General features: G+C 69.9%; 11 protein-coding genes. 2 read left to right on the top strand and 9 right to left on the bottom strand.

The genetic code is table 11. From position 1 onward, the window contains the following. Positions 1–28: 28 nt before the first annotated feature. From ACSHV8_RS51600 to ACSHV8_RS51585, 4 genes are read right to left on the bottom strand one after another with little or no spacing between them, the layout of a single operon-like run. Positions 29–940, bottom strand: coding sequence for an ABC transporter permease (locus ACSHV8_RS51600; RefSeq protein ID WP_436528024.1), 912 nt, complete (start codon positions 938–940; stop codon positions 29–31). Beyond that, positions 937–2,019 (bottom strand): ABC transporter permease, encoded by a 1,083-nt coding sequence (locus ACSHV8_RS51595; RefSeq protein ID WP_436528022.1) that lies wholly within the window; start codon positions 2,017–2,019, stop codon positions 937–939. Before ACSHV8_RS51595 ends, ACSHV8_RS51600 begins: the two co-directional genes overlap by 4 nt. Beyond that, positions 2,016–3,656: an ABC transporter ATP-binding protein gene (locus tag ACSHV8_RS51590; RefSeq protein ID WP_436528020.1), complete on the bottom strand. Its 1,641-nt coding sequence runs from the start codon at positions 3,654–3,656 to the stop codon at positions 2,016–2,018. Before ACSHV8_RS51590 ends, ACSHV8_RS51595 begins: the two co-directional genes overlap by 4 nt. Then, the gene (locus ACSHV8_RS51585; RefSeq protein ID WP_436528018.1) at positions 3,653–4,639 is read right to left on the bottom strand and encodes a BMP family ABC transporter substrate-binding protein; all 987 of its coding nucleotides are present in this window, start codon (positions 4,637–4,639) and stop codon (positions 3,653–3,655) included. Before ACSHV8_RS51585 ends, ACSHV8_RS51590 begins: the two co-directional genes overlap by 4 nt. Positions 4,640–4,776: 137 nt before the next feature. Here ACSHV8_RS51585 and ACSHV8_RS51580 point away from each other — a divergent pair, with 137 nt between their 5' ends. Then, positions 4,777–5,490 carry a GntR family transcriptional regulator gene (locus ACSHV8_RS51580; RefSeq protein ID WP_436528016.1) on the top strand — a complete coding sequence of 238 codons (714 nt, stop codon included), beginning with the start codon at positions 4,777–4,779 and terminating at the stop codon, positions 5,488–5,490. Positions 5,491–5,524: 34 nt separating this feature from the next. Here the strand turns inward: ACSHV8_RS51580 and pulA are convergent, their stop codons facing one another. The 4 genes from pulA to ACSHV8_RS51560 form a co-directional block, all read right to left on the bottom strand. Further along, on the bottom strand, positions 5,525–10,942 hold the full coding sequence (gene pulA, locus ACSHV8_RS51575) for a pullulanase-type alpha-1,6-glucosidase (protein ID WP_436528014.1): 5,418 nt from the start codon (positions 10,940–10,942) through the stop codon (positions 5,525–5,527). Between the two features lie 63 nt (positions 10,943–11,005). After that, positions 11,006–11,851 carry a sugar ABC transporter permease gene (locus tag ACSHV8_RS51570; protein ID WP_436528012.1) on the bottom strand — a complete coding sequence of 282 codons (846 nt, stop codon included), beginning with the start codon at positions 11,849–11,851 and terminating at the stop codon, positions 11,006–11,008. After that, positions 11,848–13,395: an ABC transporter permease subunit gene (locus tag ACSHV8_RS51565; protein WP_436528010.1), complete on the bottom strand. Its 1,548-nt coding sequence runs from the start codon at positions 13,393–13,395 to the stop codon at positions 11,848–11,850. The genes ACSHV8_RS51570 and ACSHV8_RS51565 overlap by 4 nt, the downstream gene beginning before the upstream one ends. Further along, positions 13,395–14,654 (bottom strand): sugar ABC transporter substrate-binding protein, encoded by a 1,260-nt coding sequence (locus ACSHV8_RS51560; protein WP_436528008.1) that lies wholly within the window; start codon positions 14,652–14,654, stop codon positions 13,395–13,397. The genes ACSHV8_RS51565 and ACSHV8_RS51560 overlap by 1 nt, the downstream gene beginning before the upstream one ends. 185 nt (positions 14,655–14,839) lie before the next feature. Between ACSHV8_RS51560 and ACSHV8_RS51555 the strand changes: the two genes are divergently transcribed. Then, complete coding sequence (locus tag ACSHV8_RS51555; RefSeq protein WP_436528007.1) at positions 14,840–15,889, top strand: LacI family DNA-binding transcriptional regulator; 1,050 nt, start codon at positions 14,840–14,842, stop codon at positions 15,887–15,889. A gap of 338 nt (positions 15,890–16,227) precedes the next feature. Here ACSHV8_RS51555 and argH read toward each other — a convergent pair whose 3' ends face one another. Continuing rightward, positions 16,228–17,679, bottom strand: a complete 1,452-nt coding sequence (gene argH, locus ACSHV8_RS51550; RefSeq protein WP_436528005.1) for an argininosuccinate lyase — start codon at positions 17,677–17,679, stop codon at positions 16,228–16,230. Between the last annotated feature and the right edge of the window lie 73 nt (positions 17,680–17,752).

Raw genomic sequence — 17,752 nt, 5'->3', positions numbered from 1 at the left:
TAGGTCAGTAGGTCAGCGGGTCAGCGGGTCAGCGGGTGAAGGGGACGGTGAGAGAGGACGGGGAGAGGCTTCGACCGACCAGGCCGCTCACGGCCAGGAGAGCTATCACGTACGGAAGGGTGACCAGCACCGCCGCCGGCAGGTGGACGCCGACCGCGGGCGCCGCGAACTGCAGCGACTGGGCGATGCCGAAGAACAGGCAGGCCAGCATCGTCGGCCACGCCCGCCACCGCCCGGCGATCACCGCGACCACGGCCAGGTAGCCGATGCCACCGGTGATGTTGTCGCTGAACGTGTGCACTTCGGCCAGTGCGAGGTCGGCCCCGGCCAGGCCCGCCGTCGCGCCGGTCAGCAGGACGGCGCAGTAGCGGATCAGACGTACCGGTAGCCCGAACCGGTCGGCGATCACCGCGTCCTCGCCGGTCGCGTCGACCGCGAGCCCCCAGGAGGTCCGGCGCCCGAGTCCGACGGCCAGGCCGGCCGCGACCACGAAGGCGAGGTAGCCCAGCGCCGTCTGCTCGAACAGTGCCGGCCCGACCAGCGGGATCCCGGACAGTACGGGGATCGGCAGCGGGTCGAAGCCGGGCAGAGTGTCACCGCCGGTGAAGAGCAGCCGGGCGCCGTATGTGGTGGCGCCCAGCGCCAGGGCGTTCGCGGTGATGCCGGTGACGATCTGGTCGGCGCGCAGGGTCACGCTGAGCAACGCCTGCAGGGCGGCCACCAGCAGGCCCGCGACCAGGGCGCAGACCACACCGGCGACGGCGCTTCCGGTGATCATCGCGCCCGCCGCGCCGGCGAACGCGCCGGTCAGCATCATCGCCTCGACGCTGAGGTTGAGGACGCCGGCCCGCTCGCTGATCAATTCTCCGGCCGAGGCGAGCAGCAGAGGCGCGGCCAGTCGCACCCCTCCGGAGACGATTTCTTCCAGTACGGCGGTCATCGCGTCCCTTCCGGGCGGGTCCAGAGCATGGCCGCGGCGATCAGCAGGACCAGCAGGCTCTGGACGACCTGCACCGAGGCCGCCGGTACGCCCGCGGCCAGCTGCAGGTTGATGCCGCCGTTGGTGAGCGCGCCGAAGAGCAGTGCCGCCCCGAGCACGGCGGTCAGCGAACCCCGGGCGAGCAGGCCGACGACCAGCCCGGCGAACCCGTAGCCGGAGGTGAAATGCTCGGCCAGAACGTACGGGGCGGTGGCCACCAGGGCCGCGCCGGCCAGCCCGGCCAGGCCACCGGCGACGGCCAGCCCGCCGACCTCGAGCCGCCCGACCGGAAGTCCGAGCCGGGCCGAGGCCGCCGTCGAGTGACCGATCGCGGTCAGGCGCAGCCCGGTCGCGGTGTGCCGGAGGACCAGCGCGGTGATCACCGCGGCGACCACGGCCAGCGGGACGATCAGGGTGGCCGGGGATGTGATCGGGCCGATCAGCGGGAGGCGGGCGCCGACCGGCAGCGGCGCGGACTGCGGCAGTGTCTCGGCCGAGGTGATCGGCTGCCTGAGCAGGGATTCCTCGTGGACGCTGAGAGCGACGAGCCCGGCCCCGACGAAGTTCAGCAGCAGCGTCGTGATCACCTCGCTGGTTCCGCGACGGGCCTTGAGCAGGCCGGCGATCCCGGCCCAGGCCGCGCCCGCCGCGAAGCCGGCGAGCAGGACGAGCGGGACGCCGAGCCAGGCCGGTACGGACTCCGGGAGGGCCAGTCCGGCCGCCGCGCCGGCCACGCCACCGACGCTGAGCTGGCCTTCTCCACCCACGTTGACCAGGCCGGCCCGGTAGGCGACGGTGAACCCGACGGCGATCAGAGCCAGGACGGCGGCGGAATTCAGAGAACTGCCTATCGCGTACGGCGTTCCGGCCATCCCCTCGGCCAGTGCGGAAACCGCCGTGGCGGGCGAGGTGCAGGCGCCGGCCGCGAGCAGCAGTCCGACCACGGCCGCGACCACGGCCGCACCGGCCGCAACGGCAAGCGGATGCCGCAGCACGGCCGCCCCCGGCCGCCGATCCGAATCGGTCACCACCGCGGTCACGCGACCACGTCCCCGGAGCACGCCTCGCCGACCGTGCGCGCGGCGCCGACCATGTGGGTGACATCGACCGCGTCGGTGGCGTCGACCACATCGGTGGCGCCAGGCGCGCGGGTGGTGCCGAGCATCAGGTGGGCGATGCGGTCGTGGGCGTCCGGGTCGGCCGTGTCGATCGGCTCGGAGAGGGTTCCGCGGTAGGCGACGACGATCCGGTCGCACAGCGCCAGCAGTTCCCCCAGTTCGCTGGAGATGATCAGGACCGCCGCCCCGGAAGCGGCCGCCGCGCGGATCCGGGTGAGGACGGCGTCGACCGCACCCACGTCGAGACCGCGGGTCGGCTGGGCCGCGGCCAGGCAGACCAGCGGATCGAGAGCCAGTTCCCGGGCGAGCACGACTTTCTGCTGGTTGCCGCCGGACAGCGCGGACATCGGGGCGTCCGGGCCGGGCGCGCTGATGCCGTGCTCGGCGATCGTCGCGGCGGCGGCCGACCGCATCCGCCGCCGGTCCAGCCGGATCCGATGCCGCCGGAACTCGCGCAGCCGTCCGAGGTAGAGGTTGGTGGCCACGTCGAGCGGCGGCAGGCAGCCCTCGTGATGACGGTCCTCGGGTACGACTCCGAGTCCGGCCGCGGTCCGTCGTGCGGGTCCGGCCCGTGTGATGTCCGCACCGGCCAGTTCGACGGTTCCGGAGTCCGCGGCCGTCGCACCGCTGAGCACGTGGATCAGCTCGGACTGCCCGTTCCCCTCGACCCCGGCCACGCCGACGATCTCCCCGGCCGCGATGTCGAGCCCGACGTCATCGAGAAGCAGCCCGCCCCCGGCGCCGCGCACCGAAAGCCCCCTGATCCGAAGAGCCACCCGGTCCGAAACTTCGGCCGAGGGACGCCCCGAAGTGGGGCGTGAGGCTTCGTCGAGGCCGAGAGCACCGGCGAGGACGGGAGCGAGTGAGTCCGCCGGCCGGCCGATCATGAGCGGGACCAGCACGGACGGGCTCAGGTCGGTAAGGCCCGAGCCGGCCACGCGGCCCTGGCGCAGGACCGTCGCCACGTCGGCGACACGGGCCACCTCGCCCAGCTTGTGGGTGACCAGGACCACCGCGCGGCCCGCGTCGGCGAGTTTGCGGCAGGTCGTGAGCAGCGCGTCCACCTCGGCCGGGGCGAGCACGCCGGTGGGTTCGTCCAGGACCAGCAGGCGGGGTTCGCGCAGGAGCGCCTTGACGATCTCGACGCGCTGCCGGGCGCCGACCGGGAGATCACCGACCGGGGTGTCCAGCGGGACCCGGAGTCCGAACTCGTCGGCCAGCCGGTCCAGCCGGGACGGGAGGTCGCGCAACCGGAGCAGGCGCAGGTTCTCGGCCACGGTGAGCGTCGGCACGAGGCTGAAGTGCTGATGCACCATCGCCACCCCGGCGACCAGGGCTTCTTTCGGACGGCGCGGGGAGAACGCCGTACCGAATAATTGCATTGATCCCGAGGAAACCGTGACCGAACCGCCCACCGCATGGCAGAGGGTTGATTTTCCGGCGCCGTTCTCGCCGAGCACGCAGTGCACGGTTCCGGCTTCGACGCTCAGGTCGACGCCGTCGAGTGCGCGGACCGACCCGTACACCTTGGTCAGGCCGGTGATCTCCAGGGCGGTCACAGCGTGGCGGTCTTCCCGGACGCCACGTCCGCCTTGATCGCGTCGAGTTTCGCCTGGACGGCGGGGTCGGCCGTGCAGAGCGTGATGTCGTTCTGCGGCTTCTCCGCGGTCAGGCCGAACTTGACGTTCTCGGCCTTCCAGGTTTCCGCGGTCAGGTGCTCGATCGCGTATTCGATCTCGGCCCCGATGTCGGTCCTGACGAATCCGGCGTACGCGGAGTCGGCCCCGCAGTCGTGTGCGATCGGCCCGCCGATCAGCGTGGTCCCGGTCTGCGTGGCCGCCTGCGACATGCCCTTCTTGCCCAGGTTGACGATCTGGCCGAGCACGTCGGCCCCGGCGCTGTAGTCGGCCAGCGCGGACTGCTTGGCCTTGGCCACGTCGTTGAAGTCGCCGACGTACTGCGGGGCCAGGACCTGCACGGACGGGTCGGCCGCGGTGGCACCGTGGCCGAACTCCTCGGCCGCGTTGACGATGGCCGGCAGTTCGGCGCCGCCCACGAAACCGACCTTCTTGGTCTTGCTGAGCAGCGCGGACGCGGCGCCGGCGAGGTAGGCCGCCTGGGCCTGCTGCGGGTCGTAGAGGGCCAGGTTGTCCAGCGGCTTGCCGTCGGCCGGGCCACCGATCTCGACGAACTTGACCTTGGGGAAGCGCGGCGCGACCAGCCGGACCGCGGCGTCGGTCTGCCCGCCGAGCGAGATCACCAGGTCGGACGTGCTCGCGAAGCGGACCAGGGCGGTCTCGTAGTCGGCGGTGGCGACCTGCTCGGCCTTGCTCAGGGTGACCTTTCCGCTGTACGTCTTCTCGGCGCGCTGGTAGCCGAGGTGGGCCGACTCCATGAAGCCGTCGTCGGAGAGCGAGCCGGGGAACAGGACGCCGACCTTCACCGCGCCGGGCGTCGACGAGTCGGGTGTGGAGCCGGGCGAGGAGCAGCCGGCGATCGACAGGGCCGCGGCCAGGGCGAGAAGGGGAACGGTACGCGTCATCAGAACGCCTCCGGGGGAAGTTAGTGGTATACCGTTACGGAGGACAGTCTCGGAGCGCCCTGTTTCACGCTTGTTAGCTCGCGGTTAGCACTCGCACACCCGATTAGGGTGGGAGCGCGACACGAAAGGGGCCGCACGTGGCATCACTGCGCGACCGGGCGTACGAGGAACTCCGCCGCCGGATCCTGACCATCGAACTGGCTCCGGGCGAGCGGCTGGTCGAGCGGGACCTGGCCGCCGAGCTGGAGGTGTCCCGGATCCCGCTGCGTGAGGCGTTGCGCCTGCTGGAGGCCGACGGTCTGGTGCTCCAGGTTCCGAACAAGGGCGCTCTGGTGGCGCCGTTCACCCCCGCGGACGTACGGGATCTGTTCGACGTCCGGGAATCGTTGGAAGCGCTCGCCGCGCGGCTCACCGCCGAACGCCGCGACGACACCGGCCTGGCCCGGTTGCGGGAGCGGCTGAGTGCGGCCCGGGCCGCCACCGCGGCCGGGGACGAGGCCGGCATCGCCGCGGCCAACGCCGGTTTCCACGCCGACATCGTCGAACTGTCGGCGAATCCGCTGCTCAGCTCACTGATGCGGCCCCTGCAGGCGCGGACCCACTGGTTGTTCCGGCTGACCGCCCAGCGTGACCCGGCCCGCCAGTGCGCGGAACACGAGGAGCTCTACGAGGCGTTCGAGGCGGGCGACGCCGAGAAGGCGGCCGCCCTGGCCCACGAGCACGTGGCCAGCGGCCGCGACACGAGCCTGCGCCTGGCCGAGCAGTGGACCCACCCGGACGTCGACCCGGCCGCGGTCGCCGCCCGTCGCCGCCGGCGCAAACCCCCGGCCGGCCCCGCCCTCCCGGGCTGAAACGGGTGAGCGGGGCCGGGGTTCCGGAGAGTGGTCAGCTCTGGACGAAGACCGAGACGGTACGGGCGGGGACGGTGAACGTGCCGGTCGCCGGGGCGAACGACGCGGTCCGGACGACCGGGTCGGCCGACGCCGCCTGGACCGGGTGCAGCGACACCCGGGCGCCGGCCAGCGACGACACCTTCTGGGTGGCGGCCGAGGCCGTGGAGTTGAAGACCACGGTGATCGACTTCCACTTGCCGTCCAGGCCGCGGGCGTCCAGCGTCATCGTGATCACGCCGGGTGTCTCGTCCTTTCCGGAGAGCGGGAACGCCACCCGCTTCTGCACCTGGGCACCGGTGGCCAGTCCGAACACCGGCGACGACTTCCGGATCCGCAGCAACTCCTGGTAGCGGGTGTCGGCCAGATTGATCGCCGCGCAGTCGGCCTTGAGGGCCGGGTCGGCCAGCAGCGGTTTCGCGTACGGCCACTTGGCCTGGTTGTCGGCCGCGGGCGGCAGCCCCTTGCCGAAGCCGTTGCCCCGGGTGCAGTCCCATCCGATCTCGTTGAACCAGTCCCCCGAGTTGAACGAGTTCCGGTCCAGCGACTTCGAGCGCAGCCGTTCGCTGCCGGCCGCGGTGAACCCGACGCCCTGCCCGAGCACGGTGGTGGCGAGCGCCACCGACTGCGATCGGGCCCGGTCGGCGGCCGTGGTGGCCTGCGGCAGCTTGTACGTCATGGCGTCGTACAGGATCTCGTTGTCGTGCGCGTCCACGTAGGTGATCGCCTCGTCCGGCGCGGCGGTGTAACCCGCCGGTGAGCCGTTGTAGTCGACCTGCGATCCGGTGACGACGTTGCCCGACGAGTCGGTGAACGAGTAGTCCTTCAGGTTCCCGGTCAGACCGACTTTGATCAGGTCCTGGTAGTGCAACAGCCGCGCCCGTCGCGAAGCGGCGTCACCGTTCACCGCGTCACCGTTGGGCTGGTCGGCCAGCCCCGACGCGAAGCCCTGGACGCGCGGGTTGTCGTCGAACGGGCCGCCGCCGCGGACCGCGTCCCGGAGCCGGTCGTTGAACGTGCCGATCCCGGTGCCGGCCATGTTGGCCTGCGTCGCCTGGACGAACCGGGCGTTGCCGGCCACCTCGCCGAAGTTCCAGCCCTCGCCGTAGACGTAGATGTTCTTCCCGTCCACGCCGTCGTGCTTGAGGGTGAGCTTGTCCAGCGCCTTGCGGACGGCCAGGATGTTGGCCTTCGGGTGGTGACCCATCAGGTCGAAGCGGAATCCGTCGACCTTGTACTGCTCGGCCCAGGTGACGATCGAGTCGACGACCAGTTTGCCCATCATCGCGTTCTCCGGCGCGGTGTTGGCGCAGCAGGTCGAGTTGGCCACCGTGCCGTCGGCGAGAAGCCGCTGGTAGTAGCCGGGCACGATCTGGTCGAGCACCGATTTGTCGTCGACGCCGGCGGCCGACGTGTGGTTGTAGACGACGTCCATGACCACGCGCAGGCCGGCCTTGTTGACCCCGGCGACCATGGAGCGGAACTCCTTGGTGCGGTTGTCCGGGTCGACCGCGTAGCCGCCCTCCGGGACCGTGTAGTGCAGCGGGTCGTAGCCCCAGTTGTAGCCGTCGGTCGCGGCGACCGCCCCGACGCAGGCCTGCTGCTGATCGGAATCGGGCGGCAGGGACGTCAGGTCGCACGCCGGTTGAGCCTGGTCGGCCCGTTTCTCCGGGATCGTCGCGAAGTCGAACACCGGCAGCAGGTGCAGGTGCGTGACGCCGGACTTCCCCAGCTCGGTCAGGTGTTTCATGCCGGCCGAGGAACCCGTGAAGGCCTCGTACGTGCCCCGCTGGGCGGCGGGCACCGACGTGTCGGCGATGGAGAAGTCCCGTACCGAAAGCTCCTGGATCTGAATCTTGGCCGGCGCGGTCGCGGCCGGCTTCTTCAGGGAACTCCAGCCGGCCGGGGCCAGCGCGGGATCGGACAGGTTCAGGAACTGGCTGAGCTTCGAATCGGTAGAGAGAGCGACCGAGTACGGATCGGTCACCGACGCCGTCACGATCTTGTCGACAGCCGGCTGCCAGGCGGTGACCCGGAACTTGTAGTACTTGCCGTAGTCACCCCGGGGAACCGCCAGCGACCACACGCCGGTCCGGTTGTCCCTGGTCATCGGCTTGAGAACGGCGCTCGACCCGACCGCGGCGTAGACCTCCAGCTCGACGCCGCGCGCCGTCGGAGCCCAGACGGAGACCCGGCCGTCGGCGTAGCCCAGATCAGCATCGGTCGCCGCCGAGTAGACGTCGTCGAGCACGCCCGCGGTCTGCACCCCGGTCGCCGCGAGCAGCTTCCCGGCCGCGTCCCGCTCGGTGACCACGACCTGGCCGCGCAGGATGTCGGCGACGTTGCGGGCGTCGAGCTTGAACGCCCCGTACTGCCAGAGGTTGGGGAATCTCGCCCGTTGCGCCTCGGTCAAGCCGTTGCGCCGCGAGCTGAGCCGGACCGACTGATAGGAACCGGTCAGCTGGCCGTCGGCCACGCCGATCCCACCGGTCGGCGAGTACACCAGGTCGTAGACCTTGCCGTCGGTGCCGGCGCCGACCTCCTGCAGCGTGGTGCCGGTGCCGGTCTGCCACGCGATCGTCGAGCGGTCCATCCAGACCGCCGACTCCTTGGTCAGGTCGGTCGAGCCGGTGCCGCCCGCGGCCTTGACCAGGGGAAGCAGTCGCGTCTCCTGCCCGGCGAGCAGCCACACCTCGTGCCCGGCCGAGGCGAGGTCCAGCTTCTGGTCGGTCGGCAGGTCCTTGGTGTCGCCGTTGTGGATGATGTAGCTCAGCGCGGTCGCGCCGTCGGCCAGCGGAACCTCGAAGACCGCGCCGTAGGAGTCGATCCGGGTCGGCTTGAGCGGGCTCCCCCAGTCGGTGCCGGTCGCCGCGCCGTCCCAGACGTGCAGCCCCCAGCCGTCGTAGTTGCCGTCCGCCTTACGCCAGTGGATGACCGCTTTCGATTGGTCCGGCGTCACGGCCGGCGGGGTCGTGTAGATCGTCGGATCGCCCTGCTTCAACCAGACTTCCGGGTTCTTCGTGGGATCGAGCGAGCGGTCGGCGTCGGTGTCCTTGACGCCGTCCTTGCCGACCACGATGAAACCCATGCTCTTGGCGTTCGGCGCCAGCTTCACGTAGGCGAAACGGCCGTACGCGTCCTCGCCGACGAACGGCTGCCCGTCGGGCCAGGTCGTGGACATCGACGGGTCGACGTCGCCCCAGGTGTAGAGGCCGTAGTCGTCGTAGCCGCCGGCCGGGCGCTGGTAGTGCACGATCGCGTAGCCGACGGTGGACGGTGCCACCGCCGTACCCACCGTGATGTTCGTCGACGACGAGGCGAGCCGGCCCCTGCTGTCGCGCACCACCGCCTTGTACTTCACCGCGGTGCCGCCGGCCAGCCCGTCCAGGTCGTGGTAGATCCGGTAGGGCGCCTTGTCGGCGGTGCCGAGCAGCTTCCAGGGACCGCTGCCGACCTGCGCCGCGAACGTCACCGTGGCGAGCGGGTCGCCGGTGGTCTCCGCGGTCAGCTCGGTCCGTGTCGCCACCGAGGTGCCGGCGGCCGGCTTCAGGGTCACGGTCGGCGCTGCCGACGACGTGGCAATTCCCGACCCCGATTTGAGTACGACGGTGGACAGCGCCGGCACGGTGACCGTGATCCGCCCGGTCGCGTCGGCCGTGACCGCGCCGGCCCCACCGTAGATCCCGGTGAACCGGGCCCCCGGCGACGACGTCGCGAAGCTGACCGTCTGCGTGGTGGTGGCGTTGTTGGCCGCGACCACGTACTCGTTCCGCTTCGACGCGTCGATCCGGGAGACCGCGAAGACCCCGGCCCCCTCGGCCGCGTAGCGGGTCGTCTGCACGCCGTCCACCAGCGCCGGGTTCGCCTTGCGGAGCTTCGCGAGGGACGAGATCGCCTGGTAGAGCGGGTGCGAGGTGTTGTAGTTGTCGACCGCGTGGGTGCGGTCGGTGCCGATCAGGTCGTCGTCCAGATAGTCGGCCGACTTGCTGGCGAACATGTCCTGACGGGCGTCCTTGTCGCCGCCCGGCCCGGTGAAGCCCTGCTCGTCGCCCGAGTAGACGACCGGCTGCCCGCGGGTCAGGAACATCAGCTCGTGGGCCAGCTGGTCCCGCTTGAGCTGGGTGTCCGCGGTCGAGGCGGCGGCGATGAACGAGCCGATCCGGCCCATGTCGTGGTTGCCGAGGAACGTCGGCAGCCGCTCGGCGCTCGTCGTCGCGGTGGTGTACAGGTCGTCCTTGGCGTAGACGTCGGACAGCCCGGTGGCGTTGCCGGCGCCGGTGACGAACGCCTGCGCCGCGGCCTGGAAGGAGAAGTCCAGCGTGGCCGGGAGTTCACCCTGCCGTACGTAAGTGGATTCGATCTCCTGATCGGCGCTGTAGACCTCGCCGAACATGAAGAAGTCCTTCTTGCCGGCCTTGTCGGCCGCCTTCTTGATCCCGGCCGCGAACTGCGGCCAGAAGTCCAGGTCGGTGTGCTTGACCGTGTCCAGGCGGTAGCCGTCGATGCCGGTCGAGCCGATCCAGTCGGCGTAGATCTTGGTCATGCCCTGGACGACCTCGGGACGCTCGGTCCACAGGTCGTCGAGGCCGTAGAAGTCGCCGTACTCGCTGTTCTCGCCGCTGAAAGTCGAGTCGCCGCGGTTGTGGTACATGTTCACGTCGTTGAGCCAGGCCGGAACCTTGACCGTAGCGTCCGATTTGTCCGGAAAAACCGGCGTATAGGGATAACTCGTGGCGTCAACCGCCGGGAAGCCGCTCCCGCCCGCCGCGTAGTTCCGGTCCTCGAAGGGCTGCCCCTCGGTGTCCGTGTACGGCGAGGTCGTCTTGTCGACGTACGAGTACTGGTTCTCCTTGTACTTGATCACGTCAGCCGTGTGATTGACGATGATGTCCAGGAAGATCTTCATGCCCCGCTTGTGCGCGAGTGCGACCAGCCGCTTCAGGTCCGCGTTGGTGCCGAAGTGCGGGTCCACCTGGGTGAAGTCGGTGATCCAGTACCCGTGGTAGCCGGCCGAGATGTCGCTGCCGCTGCCCTGCACGGGACGGTTCTTGAAGACCGGGGCGAGCCAGATCGCGGTCGTGCCGAGCCCCTGGATGTAGTCCAGCTTGTCGATCACGCCCTTGAGGTCGCCGCCGTGGTAGAAGCCCTTGTCGGTGGGGTCGTACCCGGTGGCCAGCCGGTCCCCCGTCAGGCCGCCCTGGTCGTTGGACCTGTCGCCGTTGGCGAACCGGTCCGGCAGGACGAAGTAGTACTGCTCCTCGGTCCCGCGCGGCTGGTCGGCGCCCCAGTTCGCGATGACCGCGGCGCTCGGTTCCGTCGGAGCCGCGGCCACCGCCTCGGAGGCCGGGACGGCGATCAGTGGGAGGAGAAGGCTGAGCAGCGCGGTCCCTATCCGCGTTTTACTCGATGCCACGGTGCACCCTTTCGATGGACGTCTCGCAGGCAGATTGAGTGTCGTGAATTCCGATCGATCTGGCTATCCCTTGACCGCACCCGCGCTCAGGCCCTCCACGATGTAGCGCTGCAGGTACATGAAGACGCCGACGGTCGGGATCGCGGTCAGCAGCGTGCCGGCACAGAAGATCCCGAAGTTGGTGTTCCGGTCCGAGCCCTGGACCAGGCCGTACAGGCCGACCGCGAGGGTTTTCGAGGCGCCGTCGCGCAGGAACAGGTTGGCCAGCAGGAACTCGTTGATCGTGCCGATGAAGGCCAGCAGGCCGGCCACCGCGATGATCGGCGAGACGAGCGGCAGCAGGATCTTGAAGAAGATCCCGGTGTGCGAGGCCCCGTCGACCGTCGCCGACTCGTCGAGCTCCTTCGGCACCGTGTCGAAGAACCCCTTCATCAGCCAGGTGTTCACGCCCAGGGCCCCGCCGAGGTAGAGCAGGATCATGCCCCACCAGGTGTTGAAGCCGATCCCGGGCCACAGGTCGGTGATCGTCGAGAAGATCAGGAACAGCGCGACCACGGCCAGGAACTGCGGAAACATCTGGATCAGGAGCAGGAACAACAATCCCGTACGGCGTCCGGCGAACCGCCGGCGGCTGAACGCGAACGCGGCCAGCGCGGACAGGAAGATCGAGAGCACGCTGGCCAGCCCGGCGATCATCACCGAGTTGAGGAACCAGTGCGGGAAGTCGGTGTCGGAGAACAACCGGGTGAAGTTGTCCAGCGACGCCCCGCTCGGGATCAGGGTGCTCGACGAGAGCGTGCCCAGCGGGTTCAGCGCGGCCGAGAGCACGAACAGGATCGGCCCGAGCGAGAAGACCACGGCGAGGATCGCGACCAGATGCCGCCAACCGGTGTCACGGAACCATTTCACGAGTAGACCTCCTCCTGCGCTCGGGTGCGCCGGAAGCTCACCGCGGAGACCACGGCCACGATCAGGAAGATGAAGATCGAGATGGCCGCGGCGAAGCCGTACTGGGCGCCCGACCCACCGAAGGCCAGCCGGTACGTGTAGGTGATGAGCAGGTCGGTGGCGCCCGCGTTCGGGTTGTCGGCCGGGAACGGGCCGCCCTCGGTGGTCAGGTAGATCGCGTTGAAGTTGTTGAAGTTGAACGCGAACGACGAGATCAGCAGCGGGGTCAGCGCGACCAGCAGCAGCGGCAGCTTGACCGCGCGGAACGCCTGGAACGGCCCGGCGCCGTCCACCCGGGTCGCGTCGGTCAGCTCACCCGGGATCGCCTGCAGCGCACCCGTCGTCACCAGGAACATGTACGGGTAGCCGAGCCAGAGCTGCACCAGCAGCACCGCCACCTGCGCGGTGATCGGGGTGCCGAGCCAGTCGACGTGGATCCCGAGCACGCTGTTGATCAGGCCGAAGTCGGTGTTGAACATGTCGCGCCAGACCAGCAGCATCGCGAACGACGGCATCGCGTACGGCAGAACCATCAGCACCCGGTAGAGGCCGCGGAACCGCATGCGAGTGGACTGCAGCGCGATCGCGCAGAACATGCCGAGCAGGAACGTGCCCCCGGTCGACCCGATCGCGAACAGGAAGTCCCAGATCAGCGTGCCCAGGAACGACGACGCGATGGTGTCGTCGGTGAGCACCCGGGTGAAGTTGGACAGTCCGACGCCGACCTTCCAGCCCTGGGCCAGCCGGTCGCCGTCCCCGGCCACGAACGAGCCGATCGCCGGGTCGGCCTTCCACACCTTCCCGGTGGTGGTGTCCCGGATGCTGTCCGTCTCAGGATCAAAAGCACGAACAGCCTTTCCCTCGTACGCGCGGGAAAGCCCCGACGACCGGATGGCACCCGTGCCGGTCGGCACCGCGAAGTCGGTGATCTCCTTGCTGCGGGCGCTCGCCTGCCCGGCGGTGAGCACGGTCCAGCCCGCCGGCGGGTTCGCGTCGGCCGGCTTCAGCCCGTCGGCGTCACCGATCGACACCTGCCCGCTCTTCGGGTCGGTGATCAGGAACGCCAGCGCGTCACCCTTGGTGATGATCTTCAGCTGGTACTCGGTGGAGCCGGGCACCCGGGTCACCGAAGCGGTCTGGATGGCGGTGATCGCTTCGGCCTTGGTGCCGCGGTGGCCGTCCCCGAAGTTGGTGAACGCCGTGCTCGCCGTGTAGAGCACCGGGAAGATCTGGAACACGACCAGGAAGATCGTGCCCGGGACCAGGTACTTGGCCGGGACGTGCCGCGGCGTGACGTACAGGTAGAGCAGCCCGGCCGTGGCCGCCCCCAGCAGGCCCAGGCCGGCCCAGTACCCGCCCTCCACCAGGGGGAACGCGGCCCACACGGCGATCGCGACGACCATCCCGAGCAGGACGATCCGGATCGCCTGGCCCAGCGCCGAGGTGGTCTTCTCCTGCGGGGCGGGAAGGGCCCGCGTGGCGGGCCCTTCGAGCAGTGTCGTCATTACTTGTTGATCGCGGCCGCGATGGTCTTGGCCGCGGCGTCGACCGTCGACTTGGCGTCGGCGCCACCGATGACGGCGGCCTCGGCCTTGCCGAACGGTTCCCAGATGGCGGCCATCTCGGGGATCGCCGGCAGCGGGATGGCGTTCTTACCGGCGTCGGCCCACTTGGCCACGTCCGGGTCGGTGCCCTTGACCTGGTCCAGGGCGCTGGTCAGGGCCGGCGGGCGCGGGTCGGCCTGGTAGAGCGCGACGGCCAGCTCCGGGGTGGTCACGTAGTTGGTGACGAACTCCTGGGCCAACGCCTTGTTCTTGCCCTTGGACGCCACGTAGAAGGTCTGCACGCCCAGGAACGGGGTGGCCTCCTTGCCGCCCTTGAACGGCGGGACGGCGGTGATGTCGTACTTGATGCCGGCCTTCTTGGCGTCCGCGGTCGCCCACGGCCCGGAGACCAGGAACGCGCACTTCTTGCCGGTGAAGGTGGCGACCGCGTTGTCCGGGGTGATCGAGCGCTTCAGGGCGCCGTCACCCTTCTCGCCCAGCGCGCGCAGCTTCTCGAACGCGGCGACCGAGCCCGGCTTGCCGACGCCGACGTCCTTGGCGTCGTAGTCTCCGCCGGCGGTGGTGCCGAACAGGTAGCCGCCGGCCGAGGCGTACAGCGGGTACGCGTGGTAGGCGTCGCCGGTCGGGCCGGACTGCAGGCAGAGGATCTCCGACGCCTTCTTCTCGGCGACCAGCTTCTTACCGGCCGCGACCAGGTCCTCCATGGTGGCCGGGGCGGCCGGGGCGAGGTCGGTGTTGCGGATCAGGCCGATGTTCTCGGTGGCGTACGGAACGCCGTACGTCTGGCTGTTGAAGGTGACCGCCTTGAGCGCGCCGGCCTGCAGGCCGGTCTTCTGCTCGTCGGTCAGCTGGACCGGGTCGATGGCGCCGTTCTGCACCAGGTTGCCGATCCAGTCGTGCGCGCCGACCATCACGTCCGGGCCGCTGCCCTGCTGGGAGGCGGTGAGGAAGGTGGTCTGCTGGTCCTTGGAGATCGCCTGGATCTTGACGGTGACGCCGTTCTCGGCGCCGAACTTGTCGGCGAACGGCTTGAGGGCGGCCGAGCGCTTGTCGTCGGCCCAGATCACCAGCTCGCCGCCGGCTGCTGCTTTCTCGGCGGACGGGTTGCTGGTGGGTGTCTCTTTGCTGTCGCCACAGGCGGCGGCGCCGACCAGGCAGAGCATGCTGGCCGCGATCACTCCGGCAGTGCGGATGCGCATGGTGAAGCTCCCGTTCTTATACGGATTCAGCGCTTTAAAAGGGATGACCAGGGCGCGGACATAGCTCGGCGCCCACAGGATCGGTAAGGTGTCGTCCTTGTTGCGGGGACGTTAGCAAGCTCTTGCAGTCAATGGAAGGGCTTGCAGGGCGCTGGCCGGAAACAGCACGGCACTACAGTGGCAACATGCGCGCACGGATGGCGGACATCGCCCGTCAAGCCCAGGTCAGCGAGGCGACGGTCTCTCGCGTCATCAACGACCGCCCCGGTGTCTCCCCGGAAACCAGGCAGGCGGTCCTCACCGCCCTCGATGTGCTCGGCTACGAGCGCCCCGAGCGGCTGCGCAAACGCAGCGCCGGCCTGGTCGGCCTGGTCGTGCCCGAGCTGGACAACCCGATCTTTCCCGCGTTCGCGCAGGTCATCGAGTCGACGCTGGCCCAGCAGGGGTACACGCCGGTGCTCTGCACCCAGTCACCGGGCGGCGTCACCGAGGACGAGTACGTGGAGATGCTGCTCGACCGTCAGGTCTCCGGCATCGTCTTCGTCTCCGGCCTGCACGCCGACACCACCATGGACGTCGAGCGCTACCACCGCCTGATCGCCCGCCCGCTGCCGATCGTGCTGGTCAACGGGCACACCGACGGCCTCGACGCGCCGTTCGTGTCGTGCGACGAGCAGCTCGCCGGCGACCTGGCCGTCGGGCACCTGGCCTCGCTCGGCCACCGGCGCATCGGGATGATCTCCGGGCCGCACCGGTTCAGCCCGGTGCAGCGCAAACTCGCCGGGTACCGGGCCGCCATGCAGCGGGAACTCGGCGTTCCGGCCTCCGAGGTGGATGATCTCGTCGAGCTGACCCTGTTCGGTGTCGAGGGCGGCGAGGTGGCCGCCGAGCGGCTGCTGAACAAGGGCGCGACCGGGATCATCTGCGGGTCCGACCTGATGGCACTCGGTGCGATCCGGGCCGCCCGGCGCCGCGGGATGAGCGTTCCGACCGAGGTGTCGGTGATCGGGTTCGACGACTCGCCGCTGATGGCGTTCACCGATCCGCCCCTGACCACCCTGCGCCAGCCGGTGGCGGCCATGGCCGTGGCCGCCGTGCGGTCACTGGTGGACGACATCAACGGGCACGGTTCGCCCAGGTCGGAGTACCTTTTCCGGCCCGAGCTGGTGGTGCGCAGCTCGACGGCGATGGCGCCGGCGCGGCGCGCTCTGACCGCCCAGTCCCCGGCCGCCTGACCAGCCCGACCGCCTTCTGTTCGCTGCTCCTTGAAGAAACTTGCTGCAACTTCTTGCAGGATCTGCGAGACAAATTTGCGGACGTGAGTGGGAGAGCGTGTTCTTGGACTCCTTCGCGCGGATGGCGTCGGTGCAGGTTGGGACGGCATGCCCGGAAAGATTCCAGGAACTCGCGACGTATTCGGTCAACGGCCGCAAGGACATGCGCTCTTCTTGCAACGGCGAGTGACCGCAGCCGCCGCTCGCCATCACTCTTCGCAACTTTTCCTGTGTGACCCGCGCCACCACAGACACAAAAAGCGGGACCGGCAGTCGCCGGCCCCGCTCTCCGCGCTTGATCAGCGGGGAACGACCTTCTCCACCGCCCACTGCCGCCAGTTGTCCAGCTTGTGCTGGACCGTCCCGAGCTGATCCCGGACCGGCCCCGGCCCGGTCGACCCCGGCGTCTTGCGCGCGGCCAGGGCCGACGACACCGACAGCACCTCACGGACCGACGGGTCGAGGTGGTCGCTGACCGTCGTCAGGTCGTCGTCGGTGAGATCGTCCAGCTCGCACTCGCGGGCCGAGCACAACGCCACCAGCTTGCCGGTGATCTCGTGCGCGTCCCGGAACGGCACACCCCGCCGGACGAGCCAGTCGGCCACCTCGGTGGCCAGCGAGAACCCGACCGGGGCGGCGGCCGCGAGCCGGTCCACCCGGACGGTCATCGTCGAGATCATCCCGGCCAGCGCCGGGAGCAGCAGCTCAAGGGTGTCGACGGCGTCGAAGGCCGGCTCCTTGTCCTCCTGCATGTCCCGGTCGTAGGTCAGCGGCAGACCCTTGAGCATGGTCAGCACCGCGACCAGGCCACCGATCAGCCGGCCGCTCTTGCCGCGGGCCAGCTCGGCGATGTCCGCGTTCTTCTTCTGCGGCATGATCGACGACCCGGTGGCGAACGCGTCGTCGAGCTCGACCCAGCCGAACTCGGTGGACGTCCAGAGCACCACCTCCTCGCCCAGGCGGGACAGGTGGACGCCGATCAGGGCGGTGATGAACAGGAACTCGGCCACGAAGTCCCGGTCGGCGACAGCGTCCATCGAATTCGCCGCCGGGGCCGAGAAGCCCAGCTCCTTGGCGACGGCGGCCGGGTCGAGCGGGAGCGACGAACCGGCCAGCGCACCCGAGCCGAGCGGGCTGATCGCGGTCCGCACGTCCCAGTCCCGCAGGCGCTCCAGGTCACGCAGCAGCGGCTGGACGTGCGCCAGCAGCCAGTGACCGAAACTGACCGGCTGCGCGTGCTGCACGTGGGTCAGGCCGGGCGCCGGGGTGTCGACGTTGCGGGACGCCTGCTCGGTGAGCGCGTCGGCCAGTTCGATCAGCGCGACGGCCACCCCGCGGGCGTGATCGCGCAGGTAGAGCCGCAGGTCGGTGGCGACCTGGTCGTTGCGGGACCGGCCGGCGCGCAGCTTGCCGCCGAGCGCGCCGAGACGCTCCAGCAGGCCGCGCTCCAGGGCGGTGTGCACGTCCTCGTCCTCGATCGTGGGGCGGAACTCGCCGGTGGCGCAGGCCTGCTCCAGATCGTCCAGCGCGGCCAGCATCCGGCCCAGCTCGTCGGCGTTCAACAACCCGGCGTTGGCCAGCACGCGGGCGTGGGCCCGGGAGGCGAGCAAGTCGTACGGCGCCAGGCGCCAGTCGAACTGGACGCTGACACTGAGCCGGGCCAGGGCCTCCGCCGGGCCGCCGGCGAACCGCGCACCCCAGAGCCGGGTCGGCTCGTCACTCTCCGGCACACCTACTCCTCGTTCGATCATGTTGCGCTGCCCTGCCGACCCTATCGCCGCGAGGGGTGCGGGGACGGGGCACTCAAGGCCGTACGCATAATAA

The organism is Actinoplanes sp. HUAS TT8, assembly GCF_051380535.1.
In the GTDB taxonomy this organism is placed as follows: domain Bacteria; phylum Actinomycetota; class Actinomycetes; order Mycobacteriales; family Micromonosporaceae; genus Actinoplanes.
This window is presented reverse-complemented; position numbering and strand designations above follow the sequence as displayed.

Bases quoted from the DNA above. Each gene is read 5' to 3' on its own strand.
- ACSHV8_RS51600 (WP_436528024.1), bottom strand. From the start codon at position 940: ATGACCGCCGTACTGGAAGAAATCGTCTCCGGAGGGGTGCGACTGGCC.
- ACSHV8_RS51585 (WP_436528018.1), bottom strand. From the start codon at position 4,639: ATGACGCGTACCGTTCCCCTTCTCGCCCTGGCCGCGGCCCTGTCGATC.
- ACSHV8_RS51565 (WP_436528010.1), bottom strand. From the start codon at position 13,395: ATGACGACACTGCTCGAAGGGCCCGCCACGCGGGCCCTTCCCGCCCCG.
- ACSHV8_RS51560 (WP_436528008.1), bottom strand. From the start codon at position 14,654: ATGCGCATCCGCACTGCCGGAGTGATCGCGGCCAGCATGCTCTGCCTG.
- ACSHV8_RS51555 (WP_436528007.1), top strand. From the start codon at position 14,840: ATGCGCGCACGGATGGCGGACATCGCCCGTCAAGCCCAGGTCAGCGAG.
- argH (WP_436528005.1), bottom strand. From the start codon at position 17,679: ATGATCGAACGAGGAGTAGGTGTGCCGGAGAGTGACGAGCCGACCCGG.